At 53.0% G+C, this 23,488-nt stretch carries 21 protein-coding genes; 9 read left to right on the top strand and 12 right to left on the bottom strand.

Going from position 1 to position 23,488, the window contains the following annotated elements:
• Window positions 1-508: 508 nt before the first annotated feature.
• The gene (locus PBA01S_RS20040; protein WP_127576591.1) at window positions 509-1,204 is read right to left on the bottom strand and encodes a DUF6273 domain-containing protein; all 696 of its coding nucleotides are present in this window, start codon (window positions 1,202-1,204) and stop codon (window positions 509-511) included.
• A 105-nt stretch (window positions 1,205-1,309) separates the two neighbouring features.
• Here PBA01S_RS20040 and PBA01S_RS20035 point away from each other — a divergent pair, with 105 nt between their 5' ends.
• The 3 genes from PBA01S_RS20035 to PBA01S_RS20025 are packed head-to-tail and all read left to right on the top strand — an operon-like array spanning window position 1,310 to window position 2,930.
• Window positions 1,310-1,666 carry a PadR family transcriptional regulator gene (locus PBA01S_RS20035; protein WP_016313278.1) on the top strand — a complete coding sequence of 119 codons (357 nt, stop codon included), beginning with the start codon at window positions 1,310-1,312 and terminating at the stop codon, window positions 1,664-1,666.
• Window positions 1,663-2,340, top strand: coding sequence for a permease prefix domain 1-containing protein (locus PBA01S_RS20030; protein ID WP_028539618.1), 678 nt, complete (start codon window positions 1,663-1,665; stop codon window positions 2,338-2,340). The genes PBA01S_RS20035 and PBA01S_RS20030 overlap by 4 nt, the downstream gene beginning before the upstream one ends.
• Window positions 2,337-2,930, top strand: a complete 594-nt coding sequence (locus tag PBA01S_RS20025; protein ID WP_028539619.1) for a DUF4825 domain-containing protein — start codon at window positions 2,337-2,339, stop codon at window positions 2,928-2,930. Before PBA01S_RS20030 ends, PBA01S_RS20025 begins: the two co-directional genes overlap by 4 nt.
• Before the next feature lie 153 nt (window positions 2,931-3,083).
• Here the strand turns inward: PBA01S_RS20025 and PBA01S_RS20020 are convergent, their stop codons facing one another.
• Both PBA01S_RS20020 and PBA01S_RS23210 read right to left on the bottom strand, forming a co-directional pair.
• Window positions 3,084-3,308 carry a hypothetical protein gene (locus PBA01S_RS20020; protein WP_016313281.1) on the bottom strand — a complete coding sequence of 75 codons (225 nt, stop codon included), beginning with the start codon at window positions 3,306-3,308 and terminating at the stop codon, window positions 3,084-3,086.
• Window positions 3,257-3,601, bottom strand: coding sequence for a DUF1492 domain-containing protein (locus PBA01S_RS23210; protein WP_009224658.1), 345 nt, complete (start codon window positions 3,599-3,601; stop codon window positions 3,257-3,259). The genes PBA01S_RS20020 and PBA01S_RS23210 overlap by 52 nt, the downstream gene beginning before the upstream one ends.
• Before the next feature lie 182 nt (window positions 3,602-3,783).
• On the opposite strand from PBA01S_RS23210, the gene PBA01S_RS20010 reads away from it, so the two are divergent.
• The gene (locus PBA01S_RS20010) at window positions 3,784-4,008 is read left to right on the top strand and encodes a hypothetical protein (RefSeq protein WP_016313282.1); all 225 of its coding nucleotides are present in this window, start codon (window positions 3,784-3,786) and stop codon (window positions 4,006-4,008) included.
• Between the two features lie 188 nt (window positions 4,009-4,196).
• Here the strand turns inward: PBA01S_RS20010 and PBA01S_RS20005 are convergent, their stop codons facing one another.
• The 7 genes from PBA01S_RS20005 to PBA01S_RS19975 all read right to left on the bottom strand — a co-directional run bounded on the left by PBA01S_RS20005 (window position 4,197) and on the right by PBA01S_RS19975 (window position 14,345).
• Window positions 4,197-5,234, bottom strand: coding sequence for a glycoside hydrolase family 18 protein (locus tag PBA01S_RS20005; protein ID WP_028539620.1), 1,038 nt, complete (start codon window positions 5,232-5,234; stop codon window positions 4,197-4,199).
• A gap of 64 nt (window positions 5,235-5,298) precedes the next feature.
• Window positions 5,299-7,929: a transglutaminase family protein gene (locus PBA01S_RS20000; protein ID WP_127576590.1), complete on the bottom strand. Its 2,631-nt coding sequence runs from the start codon at window positions 7,927-7,929 to the stop codon at window positions 5,299-5,301.
• Between the two features lie 6 nt (window positions 7,930-7,935).
• On the bottom strand, window positions 7,936-8,982 hold the full coding sequence (locus PBA01S_RS19995) for a carbohydrate-binding family 9-like protein (protein ID WP_127576593.1): 1,047 nt from the start codon (window positions 8,980-8,982) through the stop codon (window positions 7,936-7,938).
• A 280-nt stretch (window positions 8,983-9,262) separates the two neighbouring features.
• The gene (locus PBA01S_RS19990) at window positions 9,263-10,702 is read right to left on the bottom strand and encodes an alpha-L-fucosidase (protein WP_255315400.1); all 1,440 of its coding nucleotides are present in this window, start codon (window positions 10,700-10,702) and stop codon (window positions 9,263-9,265) included.
• A 66-nt stretch (window positions 10,703-10,768) separates the two neighbouring features.
• Window positions 10,769-12,418: an extracellular solute-binding protein gene (locus PBA01S_RS19985; protein ID WP_085169285.1), complete on the bottom strand. Its 1,650-nt coding sequence runs from the start codon at window positions 12,416-12,418 to the stop codon at window positions 10,769-10,771.
• 40 nt (window positions 12,419-12,458) lie between these two features.
• On the bottom strand, window positions 12,459-13,364 hold the full coding sequence (locus PBA01S_RS19980) for a carbohydrate ABC transporter permease (RefSeq protein ID WP_016313288.1): 906 nt from the start codon (window positions 13,362-13,364) through the stop codon (window positions 12,459-12,461).
• Window positions 13,365-13,382: 18 nt separating this feature from the next.
• Window positions 13,383-14,345: an ABC transporter permease gene (locus PBA01S_RS19975; RefSeq protein WP_028539625.1), complete on the bottom strand. Its 963-nt coding sequence runs from the start codon at window positions 14,343-14,345 to the stop codon at window positions 13,383-13,385.
• Between the two features lie 420 nt (window positions 14,346-14,765).
• On the opposite strand from PBA01S_RS19975, the gene PBA01S_RS19970 reads away from it, so the two are divergent.
• On the top strand, window positions 14,766-17,072 hold the full coding sequence (locus PBA01S_RS19970) for a helix-turn-helix domain-containing protein (RefSeq protein ID WP_028539626.1): 2,307 nt from the start codon (window positions 14,766-14,768) through the stop codon (window positions 17,070-17,072).
• Window positions 17,073-17,150: 78 nt separating this feature from the next.
• Here the strand turns inward: PBA01S_RS19970 and PBA01S_RS19965 are convergent, their stop codons facing one another.
• Window positions 17,151-18,320: an SEC-C metal-binding domain-containing protein gene (locus PBA01S_RS19965; protein ID WP_028539627.1), complete on the bottom strand. Its 1,170-nt coding sequence runs from the start codon at window positions 18,318-18,320 to the stop codon at window positions 17,151-17,153.
• 21 nt (window positions 18,321-18,341) lie between these two features.
• Entirely contained in the window at window positions 18,342-19,328 is a 987-nt protein-coding gene (locus PBA01S_RS19960; RefSeq protein ID WP_028539628.1) for a Gfo/Idh/MocA family protein, read from the bottom strand.
• Window positions 19,329-19,485: 157 nt separating this feature from the next.
• On the opposite strand from PBA01S_RS19960, the gene PBA01S_RS19955 reads away from it, so the two are divergent.
• The 4 genes from PBA01S_RS19955 (at window position 19,486) to PBA01S_RS22855 (ending at window position 23,044) form a co-directional block, all read left to right on the top strand.
• On the top strand, window positions 19,486-19,998 hold the full coding sequence (locus tag PBA01S_RS19955; RefSeq protein ID WP_028539629.1) for a hypothetical protein: 513 nt from the start codon (window positions 19,486-19,488) through the stop codon (window positions 19,996-19,998).
• 504 nt (window positions 19,999-20,502) lie between these two features.
• A complete protein-coding gene (locus PBA01S_RS19950; RefSeq protein ID WP_085169278.1) occupies window positions 20,503-21,096 on the top strand; it encodes an SLOG family protein in 594 nt (197 codons plus the stop codon).
• Between the two features lie 182 nt (window positions 21,097-21,278).
• Window positions 21,279-22,895, top strand: a complete 1,617-nt coding sequence (gene glgP / locus PBA01S_RS19945) for an alpha-glucan family phosphorylase (protein ID WP_127576589.1) — start codon at window positions 21,279-21,281, stop codon at window positions 22,893-22,895.
• Window positions 22,892-23,044 (top strand): hypothetical protein, encoded by a 153-nt coding sequence (locus PBA01S_RS22855; protein WP_164744214.1) that lies wholly within the window; start codon window positions 22,892-22,894, stop codon window positions 23,042-23,044. Before glgP ends, PBA01S_RS22855 begins: the two co-directional genes overlap by 4 nt.
• The last annotated feature ends 444 nt before the right edge of the window (window positions 23,045-23,488 follow it).

Here is a 23,488-nt window from a genome sequence, read left to right as displayed (position 1 = left end):
ACTTCTCACCATTATCCCGATGAATCCGCCAGCTGTACGTCCGCTCCTTCTCTCGCCATTATCCCGTTTAGTCACCAGCCCGTACGTCGTACCCTTCTCACCATTATCCCGTTGAATCCACCATCCGTACGTCCGCCTCTTCTCTCGCCATTATCCCGTTAAGTCCGGCTGGTGCTGTTAGCAGTAGCACTCCCCCAATGAGCTTTTTTTCAACGGGTGGGGGGAAAGTGATATGTCTTCGGGATTGCTTTGCTGGGACTATTGGATCTCCCTCGTTTGTGTTCTAACGGAACCAGATGACGCTAAAGTTCATTTCCCGCGAGATTTCCCAGCCTAACGGAACGTGAGGCCGTTATTGGACATAAAATCCCCCCGTACTAGCCGATTCGAGCCATATAACGTCATCTGATTCCGTTAGAAGTTCCAAACAACTGCAGTCATGCCAAATAAGGGCTGTACGTTCCGTTAAGTCCTTTTGCCAGCCGCCAGTGATCAAACCAACGCCAGTTTACTTTAACATACTCAGCTTAATCGCAGGCCGCACCCCATCCCGTGCCAGACTGACGTTGGCATAGCTGCGGATGCTGGCTCCCGGGCCGATAAAATGGGCGCGCGAAGGTTGATTCCCCTGCGTGCGCTGCCACCACCAGGAACAGCCCAGCTTCTGGCCGTTTCGCAGCACATAATTGGCTTGCTCACCTTTGTCATAGACGTCAAGGCTGCAGCCGTCAGACTTCTTCATTTTCGCATAATCCGTCCCTACGGTAGTCAGCCAGGCCTTGCCAAGGCTTGCGGTGAAAGCCTTGACCTCCGGAACACTCAACAGAAACACATTGTCCTCCGTGTCCGGGCAGCCTTCCCCGTTATCTGTACAACAAGTCGGCTTGATCAATGCTTGCTCCTCCGGGCTAAAGGCCATAGTGAAAAACTCCTCGTTTAACCACTGCCGCAAATCGCAATCACGCCAGGTGATGTCGACGGCATCCCGCCACGTGACGTCCTTGCTTTTCCCGTGATATCGCTTGCAGTCCAATATCTCTTCACTCAACAAGAACAACTCATCGCCCGTATTTTGGAGAACCCGCCACACGATCGGCTGAACTGTTCCATCGGCGAAATGGGGATACGAGCCAAAGGTCATCTGTTCTCCCGGCTGTATGTCATGTTTAAGCAACGTCGAAGCAGATTGATGATTACCATCCATAAAGCTGCCTATTACGCCGCAATCGCGTGACCCAATAACCTGACACCAACTACCTTGACACACATAGTAATATGTATTACATTGTTCCGAAAGAGGTGAACCATAGTGAACGACAGCGCCATCAGCCGGGATTTGATCCGCGGCCATATCGATACCATTATTCTCCGGGTGCTGCTGGAGGGAGATAACTACGGGTATGAGATCATGAAATCCATTTCCTCCATCAGCCAAGGACGTTACGAATTAAAAGAACCGTCGCTCTACACCAGCCTAAAGCGATTGGAGGCCCAGGGGTTGATCGAGTCCTATTGGGGCGAAGATCGCAGCTTGGGCGGTCGGCGCAAATATTACCATGTCACCCCTGCGGGAGTCGAGGTTTACAAAGCCAATCTGGCAGCATGGAAATTGTCCCGCGAAATCATCGACGTTCTGATTGAGAAACAGGAGGGATTCCCATCATGAATTCGTTGCATAACCACGTGGATCGTTTATTTGCCGGTTATCCGGCGACTCAGCGCAATCGTGAAATGAAAGAGGAAATCATCAGCAATTTGGAAGCCAAAGTCGCCGATCTCATGGCGGGCGGGATGGATTACGAACAGGCCGTCCGGACGGCAACGTCCAGCTTCACCCGCATCGACGGGCTGATTGACGAACACCCGCCGATCTATGTCAACCGTTATCGGTTGGAATGGATGCAAAAAGTGCTGTTTTTAGCCATCATTCTGTGGATCTTCACCATACCATTACGTTTGATCGAACGCACACCCTTAAGTTTCTTCCTTCTGGGCTTCGTTCTGGTTCTTGGCCTCCTATATCTCGTGCTGCATTTTGCATGGCGCGGCCGAGCGCTTGAGGTAACAGCTCCTCGACATCTCGCGGCGGCCCGGCGGCGAAGCCGGATCGTGTGGCTGCTGTGGGGCCTGTTCATTTTGATTACCTTGCTTGCGATTACCGCCCTCCGGTTCGGGAGCAATATCTGGTATGGATATCAAGTGAAGATCGGCGGTCCGTATCAGTTTGCACAACTGGGCATTCAATACGCCAAGCCGTTTCTCACGATTTGGATTCCACTGGCGTTCCAGCTCAGCGCTTCGTTACTGACAAAACATGAAGTAGGTGATTGGGAAGCATGACAACAAGACAAAGCATCAAACGTTGGAACATCGGAATTTTCGTTCTGCTCATCGCCGGATTCGTATGCTTAGGTGTGGTAGAAGGCGTGGCACTTCCCCGCCAAGATCAGCAGGAGGCGCTCTACAACGAAGCGCAAAACAATCCGTTAACCCATGACATTACTCGTACAGCCTCTTTCGCGACGCCTTACATGGGAAATGCGGCTAAGGTATCCGGACTTTTTCAGTCACTCCCGCTGGGACCCATTCGTTCTTTTGCCCTTGATCCGGATGAGTTCACTGTGCAAGTGAATCTGGATTTATCGGTGCCGATGGCGGAAGCCGATCGCGATCGCGCGTATTTATACAGCGCCACGGCAGCTTTTGCTTATATCGATAACCTGGAGGCTGTAATTTTCAACCAAGGTTCAGCCGCCTACCGTGTAACGCGTGAAGAACTGCTGCACTGGTACGGCGTTGATCAGTTTTCTTCTTTAACCACCAGCTCTGCCACATGGCAAGCTGCGGTGCAAAACAAGCTGACAGATCGGGAATACACGCGGCAAGCATTTCAGGAACTGTTTCATGAGTCTGAGACTCTATCGGTTTAACGCTTCCTTCTCCCAATGCTTTTCTCTGATAAAGCCCTTCTAAGCACACTCATCTATAAGGGAAATTCGGATGCCGCATTCACAACCAGATCTCAAAAAAATAAAAAGTCGATCAGGAGTGAACTTCCTGACCGACTTTTTGAGGTATACTCATTACTTCTCTTCCCGCCTCTTAATCATCTCCAGGAACTCGAGAATGATGTCGGAAACGGCATCCTCTTCGGACATATGAATATACTTGCTTATATGCACAATATCGCCTTTAAACAGCTCGATTAACTTTAACGTCGCATCGGGATCGTTATCCCTTGCTTTTTGAAGCAAACTCAGGAACTCTTCATCATCCGGGATAACTCTTTGATCATCTTTCGTTTCCATTTGTTCACCCCTTGCTGACTCATATTCAACTCGCGGGCGACTTCCCCCTCCGTTTTGTCCTGTAAATAGATTTTGGAGATGATCGTTTTTCCCGTCGTAGAAGGAAGCGCATTGATCAGCTGTCTCACAACAATTTTGTTATCAGAAGATGAGGTGAAGCAGGTTACGGCCGGCTCGACTCCATTGAATGAACATTCCCGTTTTCTGACGACTCTCGCTCTGTATTGAACCCTCCATGCAATACGATAAACTTCTTTCCGATATTGCTCGTACACGGTATGTTGTTCCTTCAAAACTACCTCCCCCTTTCATTTTCATCTTCTATGTATAGGGAAATTTTCAAGGGGGTTATACAACCATAATTATATAAGTAGTAATGATTATAACATTTTTTCTAGAATTTGGTTGTACTAAGAAGAACTTTTTTTCCCCATATAGTGAAGGGCCCAATAAAAAGTTCAAGGAGGTACCCATTATGCAGGTTGCAGATATTGTGTCGTTGGTTGCGAATGTTGGCTTTCCTGTCACACTTTGCTTCATCCTGATCAAATATGTGCTGCAAACCGTTGGCGATAAATTGGGCAACATCGAGGCTTCCTTGCAGGCTCTCTCCGAAGAAGTACAGCGGCTGGATGATATTCTGGGCGAAGATCGGCAGACCTCAGGAGCCTCTAGCAGTAAAGAATCTAGGAAACTGTGAAAATCCTCAGGCCTAAGGTTGTACCGCAGTTGCGGGTAAAAACACCCCTATTTATATCTATGACGGGCCCGGCAAAGTTAGAACGATTGATGTCATCACAAAAAGCCCCATGCTGCTCGCGATCCTTTTGGTTCAAGGTTCACGAAGCATGAGGCTTTTTGCGGGCTGGGAACGTTCAGGATTGTCCCTTACGATGATTGTAACCCTTGGTACAGGGCATCAAGCAGCCGGTGCGTCCGATCGCAGCCATACTCCCAGAACATCACTCCGGCGAGCTCTTGTGCTTTGACGTAATCGCATTTATAGCGAATCGACATTTCATCGTCATAGGAGATAAACGTTTGGCCGTCGAACAGATACGGCGCTTTCGCTTCCTCATCCCAGTAACGGACAAATCCGTTGCGATCGATATACTCAGCGGCTAATTCCGTAAAATCTGGGCCGTACCCGCCCGATCCGGGGGACATTTGATACAGCCCGCGGTTCACGTTCGGTACGTCCTTCCACATGCGCGAATAAAACGCTGCGCCGATGACGATTTTCTCCTTAGGCACCCCGGCCCGAACAAACAGGTTCACCGAGGCGTCAACACTGATGCGGAAGAGGTCCCCGGTTCCGGTGTACAGGTTGGTGTGATGCCCGGTCAACGTCTGGAAACCGCCGCGCATGTCGTACGTCATCAGCTGGACAAAATCGAGGTAACGCTGGACCTCGGCCATTTCCGTACCGTCAATATAATATTGGTCTGCTCCGGCAGCAATTGTCAGCCAATAGTGGCGGCCATCCCGTTCGCCTTGCCGATCGAGTGCCTCCCTCATCGTCCGCAACAGCAACGTAAAATTCGCCTTGTCGTCCGGGCTGGCGGCAATCCCCGCCTCGGCATAGCAGGGGTACTCCCAATCCAGGTCGACCCCGTCAAGCGCATATTCCGTGACGGCGCGAACCGCCGACTCGGCCATGGCTTGCCGCCCGGCTTCCGTTGAAGCAGCCTCCGAGAAGCCGCCGGCGCTCCAGCCGCCAACCGACAGCAGGATCGTCAGGTCAGGATTCTCCCGTTTGAGTTCGGGCAATAATTTTAAGTTTTGCAGATGTCCCGTTTGAATCCGGTCTTCACGTACATGGCCAAAGGCGATGTTGATATGGGTCAGCTTCTTCAGTTCTTCCTTCGTCAGTTCAGGGAGGTGGCGATCGCTAACGTAGCCCGCCACCACATAGTTCCGGCTCATTTGGTGCTCCTCCCTTGGCTGGCGCGGCCGCCCGCGCCAACCTGAGTTGTCGTCTCATACACAGTTACAAATCGCTTAAAATTTGAAGTGCTTCCTTGCCGCTTCCCGGCTTATAACCCGATTGCACGTAACGGACGTTCCCTTCTGGGTCCAGGACAAATAGGTGCGGGAACCCTCCGCTCCCTAACTGGATGCCGGCATCCGTGAACCGGCGCAGCGCCCTGTGACCGGGATCGCCGGCAAACACCGCGCGATTCGGCAATCCTGCAGCAGCTTCAGGGATGGCAGGAGCCGGTGAGTCCTCCTCACGCCCAAGGACAAAAACAACCGGGATTCCCAAAGCGTCAAACGTTTCCGCGAGTTCTCCTGTTTCACGCAGCAGATGCTTCGATGGCTCCCGCTCCGGCTCCAACCAAGCGATCATGGCGCCGCGCGGACCTTGGCACAGCGCCCCCAGCGTTGTCTCTGTCCCATCGACTTGCCATAGCGGCGTCTTGGGATCCGGCGATCCGTACACCGGGATATGCCGCGATGGGGCTGGGAAGGTCAGCGTCACCTCGGTCTGCTCTTGCTCTGCCACCCGGAAGTACGTCAGCCGTCCCAGCACAGTGCCGTCCTTCAGCCGCACGCCCGAGGTAATCCGGTAATCGCCCGGCTCAACATCAAACGCGGTATCGTACACATCGGATTTGCCGTGCGGGTACAGCAGCGTTTTATAGAACCCATTTTCCAACCGGGCGATCGTGAAGTTCTCCATATAAGAGGCGTTTGGTGCGTCGGTTTCGCCATCCGCTTCGCGCCGAAGCACCAGCTGGCCGGTGCGGACATCAGCGTCCGCAGCCTGTTCTTCGGGTACGCTTCCGATTGCTGCATCCACCCAAATACCCGCCGCATAATACTGTGGCTTCAACTCGTTCGGGTGCAGCCTTGCCGGAATTCCAAGGCTCCGGCATAATGAGACGAACAGAATGTCCAGCGCGCCTTGATCCGCAATCCGCAGCTGGAATGTGCCAAGAGGTCCTGCTTTACCGCGCAGGTTCCCCGGCCCCATATGCACCTTCCAGCCTTCATTCAGGAACTGAACAAGTCGGGAAGGATCCGCTTGATAAGCTTCGATCTCTGCTTCAGTAAATTGAGACTGCAGCGCCGTCCGGTAAGGGGTGATCATCTCAAACAACACGCGCGGGCACATCACGTACGTCACGAACAGCTCCCGATCGTACGAATCCTTCCACGGCAACGATCCGGTTAAGTGGTCAGTCAGCGTCTCGCGCATCGTATCGGTTAAATCTTTCTCCCGCAGGCTTTCGAGCAGAAGCAACGGCCATTCGCCATATTCCGGGACGCGCTCCTCCAGGAAAGCAGCGATTTCCCGGCTGTTACCGCGAGCAGGCTCCAGCACTTTCCATACCCGGTCGGCCGGCAGCCCCAGCTGGGCAGCGAGTCGTTTGGCATCTTCCTCTGTCAAGAACGTCTCTTCATAGGCCCGGCGCAAGGCAGCCCCTTCAGCCACGCGTTCTTCATGCCGCTGTAACTTTTCCGCAGGGAGCGGTTCAGACTCCGGACCGTCCAACTCCGGCGGAGGCACCAGCTCGAAATCCTCGCTGTCAACCGGCTGCTCTCCAACCGCTTTGCTTAATACGACCTCGAACCGGTCGCCGTCCGCGATTCGGATCTTCCGCTGCCCCCAAGCCCCGTCACGCACGGCCCGAACGATCAGATCCCCGTAACCGGTCGTGAACCGAACTTCGCCATGCTCATCCGTGATCAGCTCAGCCAGCGGGAAGAGCTCGGCATAGTTGTACAGTTGGAACTGCACCTTAGCCCCAACCGCCGGCGTGCCGTCCGTCTCCCGCACCTCCACGGCGATGGTCCGGGTTGGCGCGTAATTCGCCAGCAGGTTCAGCTCGGCATACGGGCCGCTCTTGACGGTAATTTCCTCCGGCCCGGTATAGGTGGCCGGGACGCGGGTATGCACCAGCATCGCCCGTCGTGCCGGACCGCTGAACCAACCTTGGTCCAGACGCGCCTCCGGCTCGCAAGCGCCGATATAATGCCATTTGCCGTCTGCCCAAGCCTCGACCCAAGCGTGATTATCGTCGCAGTGCGCCCAACGCGGCGTGTAGCACTGCCGCGCCGGAATGCCGATGCTGCGCAGCGCCGCAACCGCCAGCGTGGATTCCTCGCCACAGCGCCCGCGTGCGTTGCGAATCATTCCGATCGGCGACAACGTGCGCAAGTCGCTGCCGATGTAGGTCGCTTTTTCATGACACCAATAATTCGCCTCGAGAATCGCCTCCGCCATCGATAATCCTGCCGTCCGCGGCCCCAGTTCCGCATAAATGACGTCACGGAAATCCTCGAGGTTCTCGGTGTTCACCCTGACCGGAAGCACGAAATGCAAGAACAGGTAGTCCGGCACCCGATCGCCCCAAGGTACCTGCTTACGGATAGCCAGCGCCTGACGAACATGGGTTAAGAAAAACGTGCCGTCATAATCGGCCAGATCGTTTAGCGGCATATGCACATACAGAAATTTTAATGCCCACGCCTCTTCAACTGTTAACGGGCCGTCAAAAACACCAAACAACTCCTTCTCCCGGCCCTGGGCGAGCTTTCGGATGTCCGCAAACTTGCGTTCCATCTGCTCCAGCTCCTGTTCACTTAACGAAAACACCGGTGTCTCCACGCTCATCCATGCTCACTCCTTCCACAGTTTTCCGTCTTCCCGGATATAATAGATCCCCTTGCCGTCCAATGCTGGCGCGGAAATCTCAAATCTTCTGCTCGCGGCCTCAACCGTCGGCTGAATGCGCAGCACATCCTTTTCTTCCGCACTTACGAGCTCTGTAAGTTCCGTCGTAAAACGGCCATGACGGGCATAATAGCTTCGCTGGCGATAATACAACCGGCGCAGCTCCCATTTGATATATTCGTCCTGCGGCAGCGGGAAAGCCTTAGATCCATCACCCGCATCGGCTCCCTCGTCCGCAAAAACCACATACCCCCACAGCTCGGGATAATGCATGTTAATGATGCCCTGCGGAGACCATACCCAGTTGTCCTCGGGGTAAGGCTTCCCGGTCTCCGGGTTGATTTGCTTGACGTAGCGGCCGTCTTGCACCTCGACTCGCCATTCGACCCGGGAAAAATTCACCCGCCAGAACTCCCCCGGCATCGGCGGACGCCCCTCCGGCGCACATTCGCGCAGTGCGGCCCACGGGAGGGCTACCTCCACGCTCCACCGACGATTCTGTGCCGTCGGATCGTTTAACTTCCCATCGATATATACCGCCGTGCGCAGCCCATGAATGTCCCAGCCGTTCACCGGCGGTCCACCGTCCCGGTAAGGCTTGACCAATAGCAAATCCCATACTGTATTCAGGGCGTTGATTTCAAATTCATAATACAGGTGGCTGTCGCCATCTGGATCGATAAAGATTTCAAAGTCGTTGTCATGGAAAATCACCGAATCTCGTTCCGTCAGCGTCGCCCAAATTTCGTCCTCTTCCATTTCAGCTGCTACGTAGAAATATTCGTCATCCCACAGCATTTTCGCCCGCGTCCGTTTGCTTGGCTTGGGCCGTACATCGCCTTCGATATCCACGAAGTCGTCCGTCCATGCCGCGGCGTCCCAGAACGGCTTGTCGATCCGTCCGTCCAGGACAAGCGGCCCGGCGGCCCGCTTGCAGATATAGGTTTTGGGTGCAAATTCGATTGAAGGTTCAGGCACCTCGCTGTAATTCACCATCGTTTTCTCCCTCCTTACGCTAACGGACCTCAGCGCCGTTATTTCGATGAAAATCCCAGTTATCAGCATCTAACGGACCCAGTCGACCTTATTTGGCGGTTTGGACCATCAATTCAGCCCATTCCAAGCGGATAACGGCTCTCCAGTCCGTTACATTGTGGATTGACATCTTTTCCAGCAAATAAGGTCTTTCAGGTCCGTTACGACGCAAATCTCGCAAGGCGGCTTCCTTCCCTCGCGCGCGCAGCGTCTAGAGAGGCAAAAAGCCCCCCGCGAATCACCGGATGCGCAGCACGATCGCGATCGGCGTCTCCCCTTGCCGCGCGGCATCGGGTAAGCGCACCGCCACGCCGTCCTCCGCAGATGGGCGGAAGTCCAAGGCTTCGGCGCCGTAGACCAGGTCAATTCGGTTTATGCCGGAAGCGGAAAGCGGCAGAAGCACTTCCTCCGGAATGATCTCCGCGCCTTCTTGCACCAGCATCAAGGCGTATCTTGTCTCTCCCTTGCGAGTGAAGTAAATGTTCCCGGAAGCATACGGCTCACAGATCCGTGTCCCGTAAATGGCTTCGCCGTACACCTTCAGCCACTCGCCTAACCCTTTCATTCGTTCCAGCGCCGGCTTCGGCAGCCTTCCGTCCGGCTGCGGCCCGACGTTAAGCGCCAGATTGCCGCCTTTGGCGACGATTTCGACGAGCAGATGCACCAGTTCGCGGACAGATTTATAGCTGTCGTTAAAGCTGAACGAGAAGGAATGCCCCATCGTGATGCAGCTCTCCCAAGGAACGGTGAGCGGCCGCTCCGGCACAGTTTGCTCGGGGGTGATCAGGTTCTCGTATGGCCCGCCCACCGTGCGGTCCGCGGTCAACAACCAAGGTTGGATTTGCCGCGCCTTCTCCACCACTTCGCCAAGCCGAATGTCCTGATCGCGGCGGGCATTCACCCACCCGGCGTCCAGCCATAACATATCGATGCGGCCGTACCGCGTCATCAGCTCCATGATTTGCGCATGGGTAAACTGAACGAACTGCTCCCACAGCCAAGGGTACTGCTTCGGATCATACGATGGTCCGCGCCACATTCTGCTGCCCCGTTCCATGCCCGGTGCCCAGTAATACGGCGTATGCCAGTCCGCTTTGGAGAAATAAGCGGAGATCGCCAATCCTTCGGCACGGAACGCATCGAACAACACCCGGCAAATATCCGCATAACGGTGCATATGGAACGGACAATCCGGCCCGGTGATCCGGTAGTTGGTGGTATGGGTGTCCCACATGCAAAATCCGTCATGATGCTTGGTCGTAAACGTTAAATACTTGAACCCGCCATCCGCTGCCGCTTTGGCCCATAACTCGGGCTGAAATCGGATCGGATTAAACGTACGATTCAAATCAAAATATTCTTGTTTGAACCGTTCCATGTCATCGATCCAGTCAATGTCGTTGCGAGACCAGTCCCCGTCCTCATCGCTGAGCGCCCAGGACTCCACCAGGCCAAGCTGGGAGTACGGCCCCCAGTGCATCATCAGGCCCAGCTTCTGATCCTGGAACCATTCCAGCCGCTCGAGGAGGAGCGGATCTTCCGGTCTCACCCAGTTTTGTTCACTGCTGTAATTGTGCACACCTTGCTCCACAGCCGGTTCAGCTGCAAAAGGCGCCTCGGAGGGCGCCTTCTGCGGCTCGGCCGACGGCTCCTGATACGCGATTTCCTTCTCGCTCATGGATGCCTCCTTGTCTCGGTCCGATAGATTTATTGATTTGAACTTGCTATCTTATCTGCCGTTGGCTTAGCTGGCTTGATTCCAACGGTCATAAGCCGCTTGGTATACTTCGGCAACGCGATCGCTGCCCATTTTCTTCAGCTGGCTGATATATTTATCCCAGTTATCAAGCGATTCTTGGCCCGTAACGAACTTCGCTTCCATTTGCGTTACATACGTATTCAAGTCAGAAAGCAACGCAGACACCTCGGATTGCTCATCGGTCGTCAGGAAGGCGTTCGGGAACGGCGGTTTGCCGATCGGAGCCAGCTTCTCTTGCGTTTGTTGTTCAATCCATTCGTCAAATTCTGTCTTGAGGCCATTCGTCAATTCGCTCAGGTTGACCCCCGGCGTCAAAATACCGTAGTTTGGTGTAATCGTTCCGCGATACTCCTCACGGTCTTTGCCATCCGGTACCGGCAGCCATTCCTTCACTTTGTTCTCTTTATCCTTGTACTGCCACAACAGTCCTTCCGGACCTTGCGTCCACAAGGTGGAGCCTTCATAGCTGTATTGATAATCAATCCAACGCATCGTCGCTGCCGGATTCGGGTTGCTCTTCGTAATCGCGAAGGTTCCGTTGGCCGACATGCCCGGATGCTTACCATAAACCGGCGTACCTGCAATATCACTTGCTACCGGAGTCATCAGCGGATGCTCATCACTTGGCTCCCCGCCGAGCGTGAAATATGGATGATAGTCGCTGAACAGAGCAACTTGGTTATTTTTCCCTTTGGCTTTCTTCTGATCATCGGTTTGCGAGAACGTCTCGTGATCCAGCAGTTCTTCCTTCCACAGGCGGTTCATAAAGGTCAAATACTCTTTATATCCTTCTTCTTGTCGTGCATAATGCACTTTGCCTTCCTTATCGGCATAGATGGTCGTGTCATACATCCCCCAGAACCCGAAGAAGAACATCCGCAGGTCGTCCAGTTTTACGGACGAGAGCGGGATTTCATCAGCTTTGCCGTTCCCGTTCGGATCCTCTTCCTTCACCCGTTTCAGATAGGTGTAGAGTTCTTCCGTGGTCTTAGGCTCTTCCGCATTTAACGCCTTCAGGAATTTGCCGTTATACCACATCGGACCGCGATACCATACTGCTGCGGTATCAATGAACGGCAGGGCATAAATATGTCCATCCGTCGTCGTAATGTTCTTACGAATGTCTGGGTTCTCGTCGAGGATCTTCTTCAAGTTAGGAGCGTAGTTGTCGATCAGATCCTCCAGAGGAATCAGAATCCCTTGGCTGCCATAGGTGACTTGTTCCGCAGGGGTAATGTCTGCTGCGTACAGCGCATCTGGCAGGTCGCCGCTGGCGAACACCAGGTTTTTCTTCGTACTGAAGCTATCGATAGGAGCCGTTTGGAATTCCACTTTGATCCCCGACAGCTTTTCCATCTCTTGGACTACGGGCATCGTGCTCCAATCCGCCATCCCGGCATCCGGAGCCAGCATCGTCAGCGTAAGCGGCTCATCGACGATAGGGAATCCCTCTTTCTTAACGCCCTTCACTTCTTCCGCTTGTTCGGAAGAGGCAGCGTTCGTTCCCGAGTTCGCCCCATTCCCTGAATTACTTGCCGTGTTGCCCGAATTGCCGGACGAACCGCAGGCTGCCAGCAACGAGGCCAGCAGGAGCAAGCTTAAAGCTAGCGCTCCACGTCTTTTTAGCTTCTGCATGAATGAATCCTCCTTTTGAATATTTAAATGTATGGCAAGATCATCCCTTAACGGAACCGATCATGACACCTTGCACAAAATAGCGTTGCAGGAACGGATATACGACAATGACCGGCAGCGTCGCTACAATAATCACTGCGTATTTAACCAGTGCGGCCACTTCCGCCCGGTTATTCAAGGCGGTGGCAGTAGCAGCATCAATCGAACCGGTCTGCGCCGACATCTCCTGCAGGACCAGAATTTGCCGCAGTACAAGCTGAAGCGGATATTTTGCATCATCATTCAAGTAAATCATGGCTGAAAAGTAGCTGTTCCAATGACCTACCCCGAAGAACAAGGCCATTACTGCAATAATCGAAGTCGACAAAGGTAACACAATTTGGAAGAACAGCCGGAAGTTACTGCATCCATCGATTTCTGCGGCCTCCTGGAGCTCTTTGGGGATATTGGATTGGAAGAACGTCCGGCATACAATCAAATTCCAAACGGAGGTGGCCCCCGGTAGGATTAAAGCCCACATCGTGTTGACCATGCCCAAATCCTTAATGAGCAAATAGGTCGGTACCAAACCACCGCTGAAGAACATCGTGACCATAAAAATCCCCATAAACAGATTCCGCCCAACAAAATCTTTCCGACTGAGCGCATAGGCGGCCGGGATGGTCACCGCCAGGTTGACCAGCGTACCTACAACGGTATAGAGAATGGTGTTCCCGTAGCCGGTCCAGATTTGCGGATCCCGGAACACCCGTTCATATCCTTCAAAGGTAAGGCCCATCGGCCATAACCACATTTCCCCGGAAGAGACGTATTTCGGGGTACTGACAGAGGCGCTGATGATGTAAATGATCGGATAGGCGACGATGACCAGCGCCAGGAACAAAAACAGATAGTTACATGCTAGAAAAATACGATCTCGCCGAGTTTCCTTAATTGCCGATACCACATGTCCCACTCCTTTCTTCTACCATAGGCTGTTTTCACTGACGCGCCGAACGATCTGATTGACGGTGACAAGTAATATCGCGTTAACAACCGAGTTGAACAAGCCAACCGCCGTGGAGAAGCTGTACTGCGCATCCAGCAAGCCTGACCGGTAGACGAACGTCGAGATGACGTCGGAGGATTCCATGTTCAGCGGGTTTTGCAGCAACAGGATTTTCTCGAACCCAACGCCGAGCAGACTCCCCATATTCAGAATCATCAGGATTGTAATGGTGGGCAGAATCGCCGGAATATTGATGTACCGAATCCGCTGCATACGCGATGCCCCATCCAGAATCGCCGCTTCATGAAGCCCCGGATCAACCCCGGTTAATGCGGCTAAGTAAATGATCGTGCCCCAGCCGGTTCCTTGCCATACGTCAGACAACACATACACAGTTTTGAACCAGCGAGGATCGGACAAGAAATCTGGAGGCTTAATGCCAAACGCTTCAATCAAGTTCACGATCATCCCTGTGGAAGGCGTCAGGAACGTAATGATCATCCCCGCCATAACAACCATCGAGATAAAGTGTGGTGCATAGGTTACGGTCTGAACCGTTCTTTTGAAGAAGCCGTCCTTCACTTCGTTAAATGCTAACGCTAGAATAATCGGGAGCGGGAACCCGACCGCCAGCCCGTACAAGCTGATCCCCAGCGTGTTCCACAGCAGATCCCAGAAATAATAAGAATTAAAGAAACGGACAAAGTGATCGAAGCCAACCCATGGACTGCCCAAAATTCCGTTCACGGGAATAAAGTTTTTAAAAGCGATCTGAATCCCGTACATCGGCACATAGCTAAAGATCAGAATGCTTAATAATGCAGGTGCGATAAAAATGTACAATTGCCAATTCCGGAGGATTTTTGTCCTGAGTTTTCGTTTGGCAGCGATTTGGGGTATAGGCCTGGTGTCGATCGCGGTTGGTGCGCTTTTCTGCATCGGCGATTCCTCCTTTTTTTTCTGAAGTGTAATGGGGCCGCCGGGCTTTCGTAAATATGTCATTTTACTTTGCGATAACAAAATGCCGCAGCAAATTTAACAAATTGATTGATTTTCATCTCTTTTCATGTAAATTTCATGTAAGTAAAATTAACAAGAGGTAGTCCCGACAGATGGCTTGGAATGTGTATTTTTTTACGGTTCATGCCGCAATTTACGCCGAAGAAAGCCTGAGACAAGCCTTAGCAAGCAAAAATAACATGTGATTCCCGCCCCGTCCCGCTACTTTCTTCCCTTGCGTTATCCGTAAAACTCCTTTACGTTTTATATAAGAAAAACGTCTATCGACGTACATTCAATGCAGACAGACTTTTTGATATCCAAAAAATAAATAGAGCGGGCGAGGGGGGCAGACGTAACGTGAAGCTGAATTACTTCAAGTCGAAGCTTTTTCAAAAATACACCTGGTCTTACTTGTTCATGCTGCTGGTTCCACTTGCATTGTTATCGGTCTTCATCTATAACAGCGCGGTCCGCAATCTCCGCTCCGAAATCGAACAATCGCATCTGAACCAGTTGACACAGGCCAAGACGATCGTGGACAGCCATGTCCAGCAGCTCAGCGATATCGCTTCGCGGGTTGCTTATGACGATCAACTGGCCCGTTATCGCGTGCATGATCCGTATTACAGCTTAGAGGCGATCAATGCGCTCAAAAATTACAAGGCGACCAGTCCGATTATTGGGGAAATGTTCTTATACTTCCATGGCGATGAGAGGATTTATTCCACCGCCGGGATGACAAGTCTGGACGTGTTTCACGAACGTTATCATTTTTTGAACTGGGACGACTCTACACTGGTGGAGGAACTTAATACCATCAAGTTCCCTGTCATTCACTCCACCGAAAGGTTAAACAAGAACGGAACGATACAGAATTCGGTCTTGGCTTATCTCGTTCCGATTACACCTAACAACCCGAACCCGCACGGAACATTAATGTACCTGATCCCAAAATCGGAGTTGACCCGACTCATCGATACAATCCTTGGCAACTATGAAGGATCCTCTTACATTTTCGATAACCATGGTCGTGTCATGGCATCCAAAAACAATCAAGAACAACCGCTTGAGGGATCGGACCTGCAGCAATTAGTTTCGCTTTCAACAGGAATCCACAGCATTGAACTGGGCGGGGTATCGCATTCCGTGGTTTCGGCCAAGTCAGAGACCAACGGCTGGAATTACGTCACCTTGATGCCGAGCTCACAGTTCCTTGACAGCGTGATGCATCTGCGCAGCTTGATGATTTTGCTGCTGGCTGTGCTGACTGTCGTCGGAACCTTGGCAGCACTGATCTTGGCGCGGCGTCAGCTTCATCCCATCCTTGATCTCGTCAAGTTTGCCGATTCCAAATCGAAGCTCGGCGGACTGACCGCCGAACCGCACAAAGCCGGCAACGAGCTGGACCGCATCCGTACGGCGCTCCAGGAATACAGCTCGCGCGCCGACCTGCAGGAGCCGTATGCACGCAACCATTTTCTATTGATGCTGCTGAAATACGGAAATGCCCGCAGCCTGATGCCGGAGCTGTTAAGCTCGCTGGAGATCAACCTGAACAAGGCCCGTTATTTCGCCATGATTGTCGGCCGGGATGAAGCGGCGAAGAGCCGGCTGAACAGCCACGATTGGCAGGAAATGATCGGACGGCTGGCCGCGGCGGAAATCCCTGAATATAGCGCATGCCTTTACAGCGTGGAGCTGCCTAAACCCGGGCAAATGGCCCTGATCGTTGGCTTTGACAAGGTCGATTCCTGGTCCGGGCCCGACCAGTTCCGCCGGCTCGTCCACCGTATCCACGACAACCTGCTGGAGCATTTCCGGATTGACCCTGTGATTGGGGTAGGCACGTATTACAACGATCCTGATCAACTGAACCAATCGTTTATTGAGGCTTGCTCAGCATTTGAATCACGGATGTTTACCGGGCATGGCAGCATCACCTTCTTCGAGAAGCTGTCGCATTCGCCGGACGAAACGTCCTGGGTGCCTAAGAACGAGCTGCTGAAGCTGTCCCAGAGCTTAAAGCAAGGCAGCTACGAAGTGGCGGCCCAAACGATCAGCGAGGCGATGAAAGTGCTGCAAAATCCGGAACTGTCCGTCGAAATGAAGCGCTGCATCAGCTTTGACATCTTGAATACGATTCTGCGGACGGGAATGGAGATGGACATCCGCGATTGGACCTACGAAATCCCAAGCTCCGATGCGTTTAATTCCTTGCAGGAGCTGGAGCGCCATTTCCTCAGCCTCGCTTCGCGGATCTGCGAGTTGGCGCTGCATAACGAACGCAAGGAAGAGCATTCCCTGATGGACCGGATTATCGCCTACATCGACAGCAATTATATGGATCACTCGTTAAGTCTGGAGGCCATCTCCTGCAAATATTCGATTTCAGTATCGCATTTCAGCCGCTCCTTCAAAGATCAGATGGGGATCAATTTCGTCCAATACATCTGGCAAAAACGGATGATGGCGGTGATGAACGATCTGACGTCCACCAACGATTCGCTGAAGGACATTATCCAGCGGGTCGGCTACCTCGACACGCCTAACTTCATCCGCAAGTTTAAGAAGGAAACCGGTTTAACTCCCGGCCAGTACCGCAAGCTGTATTCCCAGGCGGAATCCAGCAATCCGCCGATTTCGGACTCGGCCGATGCCGGGTAAGACGGTTGTTCCCGAATTACAAAGAAGGCTGCCTAAGCACTCAAGCTTTAGGCAGCCTTCTGGAATTGACGTTTTTGATTATTTCCCACAGCATTTCTTGTACTTCAAACCGCTTCCGCAAGGGCAAGGATCGTTGCGGCCAATCTTGTTCGACCGGGCTTGCTTGACGACATACCCGCGAATGACAGGTCTCGCTTGCGAGCTTCCGGAAGGGTCCTGCATCCGGCGCAGCTCGTCCAACGTGTGTCCGGCATTGGACCACATCCGGGTGTGGTCGTATACGTCACCGATGAGGGCTACCGCTTGCTGCACCTGCTTCTGCGACAAGAAGTCCAGATCCCGACGTTCGAATTCGTAGAGCAGATCCTGCAAGGAAGCTTCCATCGAACAGCCGAGCTGAATGTCGTCCACTAAATACTCCGCGCTTTCCGAATCCAAATGAAACTCTTTCGTTACGAACTCCCGCAACGCTGTCAGTTGCGGAGTCATCTCAAAGTAGTCTTGATCCGCATATTTAAGCAGCTCTTGCGCTTCCGGCACATAGTAAGGCTTCCCTTTTACTTTCCCCTTGAGATCCTCAAATTCTTTGTCCTCCATGTCCAAGGAGGCAATATATCCCTGACGCGGCTCAAAATACTGATCCGTCCGGAGAAGGAATTGGTTCATCTGTTGCAGCAATTCTTCTTCCGTGATGGATGCATGGCTGTTCTGCGCGTTATAGATTTCCGTCAGCTTCGCGGGTTCGATGATTCCATACAGATTAATCGCCGCCATCAAGTAATTGTAGACCCGGTGGCTTCGTTCCAGCGCCTGCCGGAGAGCCGGTTGATCCAGCTTCCGGAAGGCGGCCTTCACTTCGTCTGGAATCACTAGGTGCAACTGATTGTCAGTGAAAAACGTAAACAGCAAGCCGCGATCCAGGAAATAGTAGTAGTATCCGAAAGGTGTCGCGTTGCTTGGTTGGCAGGAACCATCCAACACCGAGGCGAACAGCTCCCACTCCATTGGTCTGCTGTTGAGTAAAGCGAACTCCAGCGATTCGGGATTTTCGATGCTTGCTTGAACGGCTGCGGCCAGTTCCTCCTTCTTCATCTTGGAGCGGCCAGGAATGCTATATACGGCGGCTAACGCCGCCAGCCGGGTCTTGGTCAGACTGGGCAAGATATCCGCCAGCTGATGCATCACCTCGCCAATCATCGCATGCTGAATATTGTTCTCCACCAGCAGTTGGTTCATCTGATCATTCATGTAAAACTACTCCTCTTCATTTCATTCAAACGGATATTTCAGTCCCCATTGCCCGCGAATCTGATCCATCAAGCGCAGGATCGCCAGCGATTCATCGAGCGAAATGTCGCTGCTTTCGGTCAACCCGGCGTTCAGGGCCAGACCGACGGCTTCCGCCTCATAGGCATAACCTTTAAAGGTCCGATCATCGGTCACGGTCTCAGGTTCTTCCCCATCTACATACAACGTGGCTGTAGTCGCGTTAAGGAACCCGGGAATGTAAATCTTGCCGTTCGTGCCATGAATATAAGCATCGTTGCCGATCGCCAACCGCACGGCGCCATTTAAGGAAGCGACAGCCCCATTTTCGTAGGTCAACAATACGGAGAAGTGCTCATCGACCCTGGTTTCCCCGAGATGCGCCGTACTTTGGATGCTTTGCGGGTGCGGCCCCAGCACCATCGACGCAAAGGAAACCGGGTAGATGCCGGCATCCAGCAGCGCCCCGCCGCCAAGCTCGGGGTTCAGCAGCCTTCCGGCCGGATCCCAGCCGGCGCGGAAGCCAAAGTCCGCTTTCACCAAGCGCACTTCGCCGATCCGTCCAGCCGCCAGCCATTCCCGCACACGGCGGATGACCGGCAGAAACCGCGTCCACATCGCTTCCATCAGGAACAGCTTGTGTTCGCGGGCATAGGTAACCAGTTCCTCCAATTCGGCGGCATTAACCGTAAACGGCTTCTCGCATAAGACGGCCTTCCCCGCACGCAGCGCCATCATCACATTGTCCTTATGGTAAGGATGCGGTGTAGCTACATAGATGGCATCCACTTCCGGGTCAGCGACCAGTGCCTCATAGCTTCCATAAGCTTTAGGAATCCCGTATTTTTCAGCAAACGCCTTGGCCTTCTCCAGATTTCTCGAACCGATGGCATAGGCTTCGCCGTTGCTCGCATGCGCCAAATCCCCCGCAAACGATTCGGCAATTCCCCCAGCCGCTAAAATTCCCCACTTGATTGTCGCCTCTCCCATTCGTTCCTTCCTCCTTTGCTCGACTCACCTTTCATTCATTATACCTGCTAACCCGCCGATGGGGAAACGGAACGAATTGGAGCGTCCGATATGCTATAATCAATAGACGCGGGAAGGACAAGCCCCCGCAATTTCGCCATTTGAGAGGTTGGGCAGCATGCTGACATTTGAGCAGAAACTGGAAATCTTCAAATCATTCCCTGAGCTGGAACAAAGAAACGTATCGCTGGGCCGGGTAAATTTCCACTATGAAGGCAGCGTTTATGATAAAAAAACCGTTGTCTACCACCTACACCCCAACGGGAACGGGTTTGTATACGCCGGGCTGTTGGACGGGTATGAGACCGATGCCAAAGGATTCGTAAATATCCGGGACATGGCAGAGCCGGAGTTACGTCGCCTGGTCGAGGCGTCCATTGCCTCTTTGTCCGTCCGAAAGGACGAAGACAGCGTTTCATCCCCTGCTAACTCCAGAGCTAAAGACGGTTCCCTGCACAACACCTCAACCGGGGGGATATGGGTGAATGCCAAAGGTGAGAAGCTGACACTCAAATATGAGGATGATTTGTGGTATATCTACTCCGGATTAAGCCTGGAGATGGCTTTTGAAACCCGTGAGGAAGCCGGGGAATATTTAGCGGAGGAAGGCTTTTCCCCATTTAAAGGATAATAACTGAAAACTCAAGTGACCGACCATGCCTTACGGGGCATGGTTTTTCGTTGATTTTCAAAAAAAGTTTGAATTTGTTCAATAAATTGTTTGATTTTTGACACAAAATGTTCAATAATTAAGTCAGACACAATTTGTTCACATTTTTATGAGTCCAGTGAAACGTAAAGGAGCGAATCCTCATGTGGCAACCGGAGAAATTGAAAGGCAACGCTTTTCTATGGATTGTGGGACTGGGTGCTTTTTATGCGGTGTTCTATACCGTGTTTACCCTGCTCTCGATTCACGGTTAATAGTCACGTTTTTTTGTAACCGCTGCCATGGGCTTGGGCGATCTGCCTGATCCCGTATATGGTGAATGTCAAACATCTACCGCCGAGCCAGTGAGGTCTTCCTCCCTTGCGAAGCGGTGTTTTTGTTTTTGCCGGTTAAGAAAAGCAAGGTATAATACGTTACGTGGCCGTGATCGGCACTAGGATCAACTTATGTTAAGGAGTTATCGACTTGAAAAATCTGCTTGTCACCGGTTACCGCGCCCATGAGCTCGGTATCTTCAACCAGAAGCATCCAGGGATTCCCTATATCCGCCAAGCGATGATCAATCGCCTCATCCCCTTGCTGGAAGAAGGGTTAGAATGGGTCATTACCCCCGGCCAATACGGCGTGGATCTGTGGGCTTGCGAAGCTGTCTTTGAATTGAAGAAGCGGTATCCTCAGCTGAAATGCTCGATCATCACCGCCTACAGCCGTCAAGAAGAGAAATGGAGCGACGAGAAAAAGGACTACTATTCGCAAATTCTGCGCCAGGTCGACCATTACGCAGCCGCAAGTAAGGAGGGGTACCTTGGTCCTTGGCAGTTTACAGGCCGGGACGAGCTGCTGTTCCGCAAGACTGACGGCATTCTGCTCGTTTATGATGAGGAGGCGGGCGAGGCAAGTCCGAAATATTTCAAGGAACGAGCCTTAAAGAAGCAAGCCCAGGACGGTTACGTCTACATCAACATCGGCTCCGAAGAAATTCAAGCGATCGCCAACGAAGAACAGGAGCGGGCTTACGTTGACAGCGATCTCCATCCGGAGGATTTGGGCCCTGCTTAATATGATTGGATGCATCGCCAGATGGTAAAGCATTTAGCCGTCCTCTACTCCCGCTGCCTCCCTCTCACTCTCACGCGCTTAAACGCCCCCTTCAGTCACCTTCCGCCCCCCTCTGGACTACACTAATAGCGTAAATCGCTTTCAGTGCAACACGACGTTTGCATAGCAAAGGAGGTATTCCCATGGGCGAAAGGCAACTCCCTACCGTTGCTTATTTCAGCATGGAGTACGGTCTTCATTCCGATTTTAAAATGTATGCGGGGGGACTAGGCATCCTCGCCGGCGATTTCATCAAAGGGGCCAAGGACATCGGCGCTCCCCTCGTCGGCATTGGCATTAAGTGGAAGCAAGGATATACCGACCAGCGAATCGGTGAGGATGGACGGCCTTACGATACGTTTACGGATCATGAGTATGAATTTCTGGAGGACACCGGCATTACCGTCACGGTGACGATCAAAAATACCGAAGTTCCTTGCAAAGTATGGAAAACCGAACAGTTTGGCAATAATCCGCTCTATTTACTGGATACCGACCTCCCGGGCAGCGGGAACGGCTGGATTACCGCCCGCTTGTATGGCGGCGGCTTCGGTGAGGAAAGAATTGCCCAGGAAATTGTGCTGGGCATCGGAGGCGTAAAGGCGCTTCGCGCACTGAACATCCCGGTAGAGGTGTACCATTTCAACGAGGGGCATGCGGTCTTGGCCGCCACGGAGCTGATTCGCGAAAAAATGCAAGCCGGACTCACCTTCGAATCGGCTTGGCGGAATACCCGTGAATCCGTCGTCTTTACGACGCATACGCCGGTTAAGGAAGGCAATGAAGCCCATGGGCTGGATCTGCTGGAGACGATGTCTGCCTACAACGGGTTAAGCCGCGACCAGATGGAGCGGATTGGCGGCAACCCGTTTAACATGACCGTTGCTGGTCTGCGGCTCGCACGCCGTTCCAATGCGGTAGCCGCCTTGCATGCGGAGACCGCAAACCGCATGTGGAAGGACGTGGCTGGTCGCTCAGAAATCATCGGGATCACCAACGCGATCCACTTGCCGACGTGGTCTGATCCGCGGATGCTCCGCGCTTATGACGAGGGCGGCGATCTATGGGCCGTCCACATGGAGTTAAAGCGCGAGCTGATCGATTTGATCCGCGAGCGCTCGGGAGTGGAGCTGAACCCGGAGCGGCTGCTGATCGGGTTCTCTCGCCGGGCTGCACCGTATAAACGCAGCGACCTGATCTTTTCCCGGCCAGACCTGATCTCTCCTTATCTTGAATCAGGACGGATCCAGCTCGTCTTCTCCGGCAAAGCTCATCCGAAGGACGAAACGGGCAAGCGGATCGTCAGCAACCTGGTGGCAATGATGAAACGGTATCCGGGCAGCGTCGTGTTCCTGGAAAACTACGATATGACGATCGGCGCCAAACTGACCCGCGGCGCGGACGTTTGGCTCAACAACCCGCGCCGGCCGCTGGAAGCGAGCGGCACCTCGGGCATGAAAGCCGCCGTCAACGGCGTGCTGAACTGCTCGACCCTTGACGGCTGGTGGCCGGAAGCCTGCTTGGACGGCGAGAACGGCTGGCAGATCGGCGACGGCTTCGAGTCAGCCGACCCGAACGAGCTGGACCGGCATGACAGCGCAGCGCTCTACGACACGCTGTTCAACCGGGTCGTGCCGACCTACTACAAGGACCGCCCCCGCTGGGTACAGATGATGCGGCGCAGCATCGAAACGACCCGCGAGGCATTCTCCACCAAGCGGATGCTGGAGGAGTATTACCAGAAGCTGTATATGCGGTGAAAGGCGAACGCGGTGGTAAGCGTGGTGAGAGCGGCGGATGCTGCGGGAACTTGCGAGAGCGGTCGATTCTGCAGGTGGCGCAGGTGGAACAGGTGGCGATGCTTCGGGTGGATGGCGTTAGTGGTGTGAGAGCAGCGGATGCTGGGTGAATGATGCGTTAGATGGCAAGAGCAGCGGATGCTGCGGGGATGCGGTGGCGAAGAGCTGTGAATGGCGAATGTGGCAGATCAAGCCCATAGCGCGGTGTGAGGGACTGCCCCTTGCACCGTTTTTTGTAGTCTGAATGCCAGCACTTTCCCCTCGCATGGTTGCTATTTGCCCTGGTTCCCTCCCCACTAATGTTCATCTGCAACTACTCTCTCGCACATTGTTGAACCTATCTACCCTACTTTCTATCACCGCTGTTGCTCATCCACTCTACTCTCTCTACCCCTGTATATCCGTCCTACTCTCCTTCGCACAGCTGTTTATTCGCCGCGCTCCCTCTCGGCACCAAATGTACTCGAAAAATCGAGTATAATTTAATGATTTCGGCCTTTTTTAGGGATTATATATGAAATTTCATATAGAATTACCCAATTTCAAGGAAACTA

Origin of the sequence: Paenibacillus barengoltzii NBRC 101215 (genome assembly GCF_004000745.1) — a bacterium.
Lineage (GTDB): Bacteria > Bacillota > Bacilli > Paenibacillales > Paenibacillaceae > Fontibacillus > Fontibacillus barengoltzii.
Note: the sequence above shows the minus strand (reverse complement) of the source record. Positions and strands in the feature narration are given on the sequence as shown.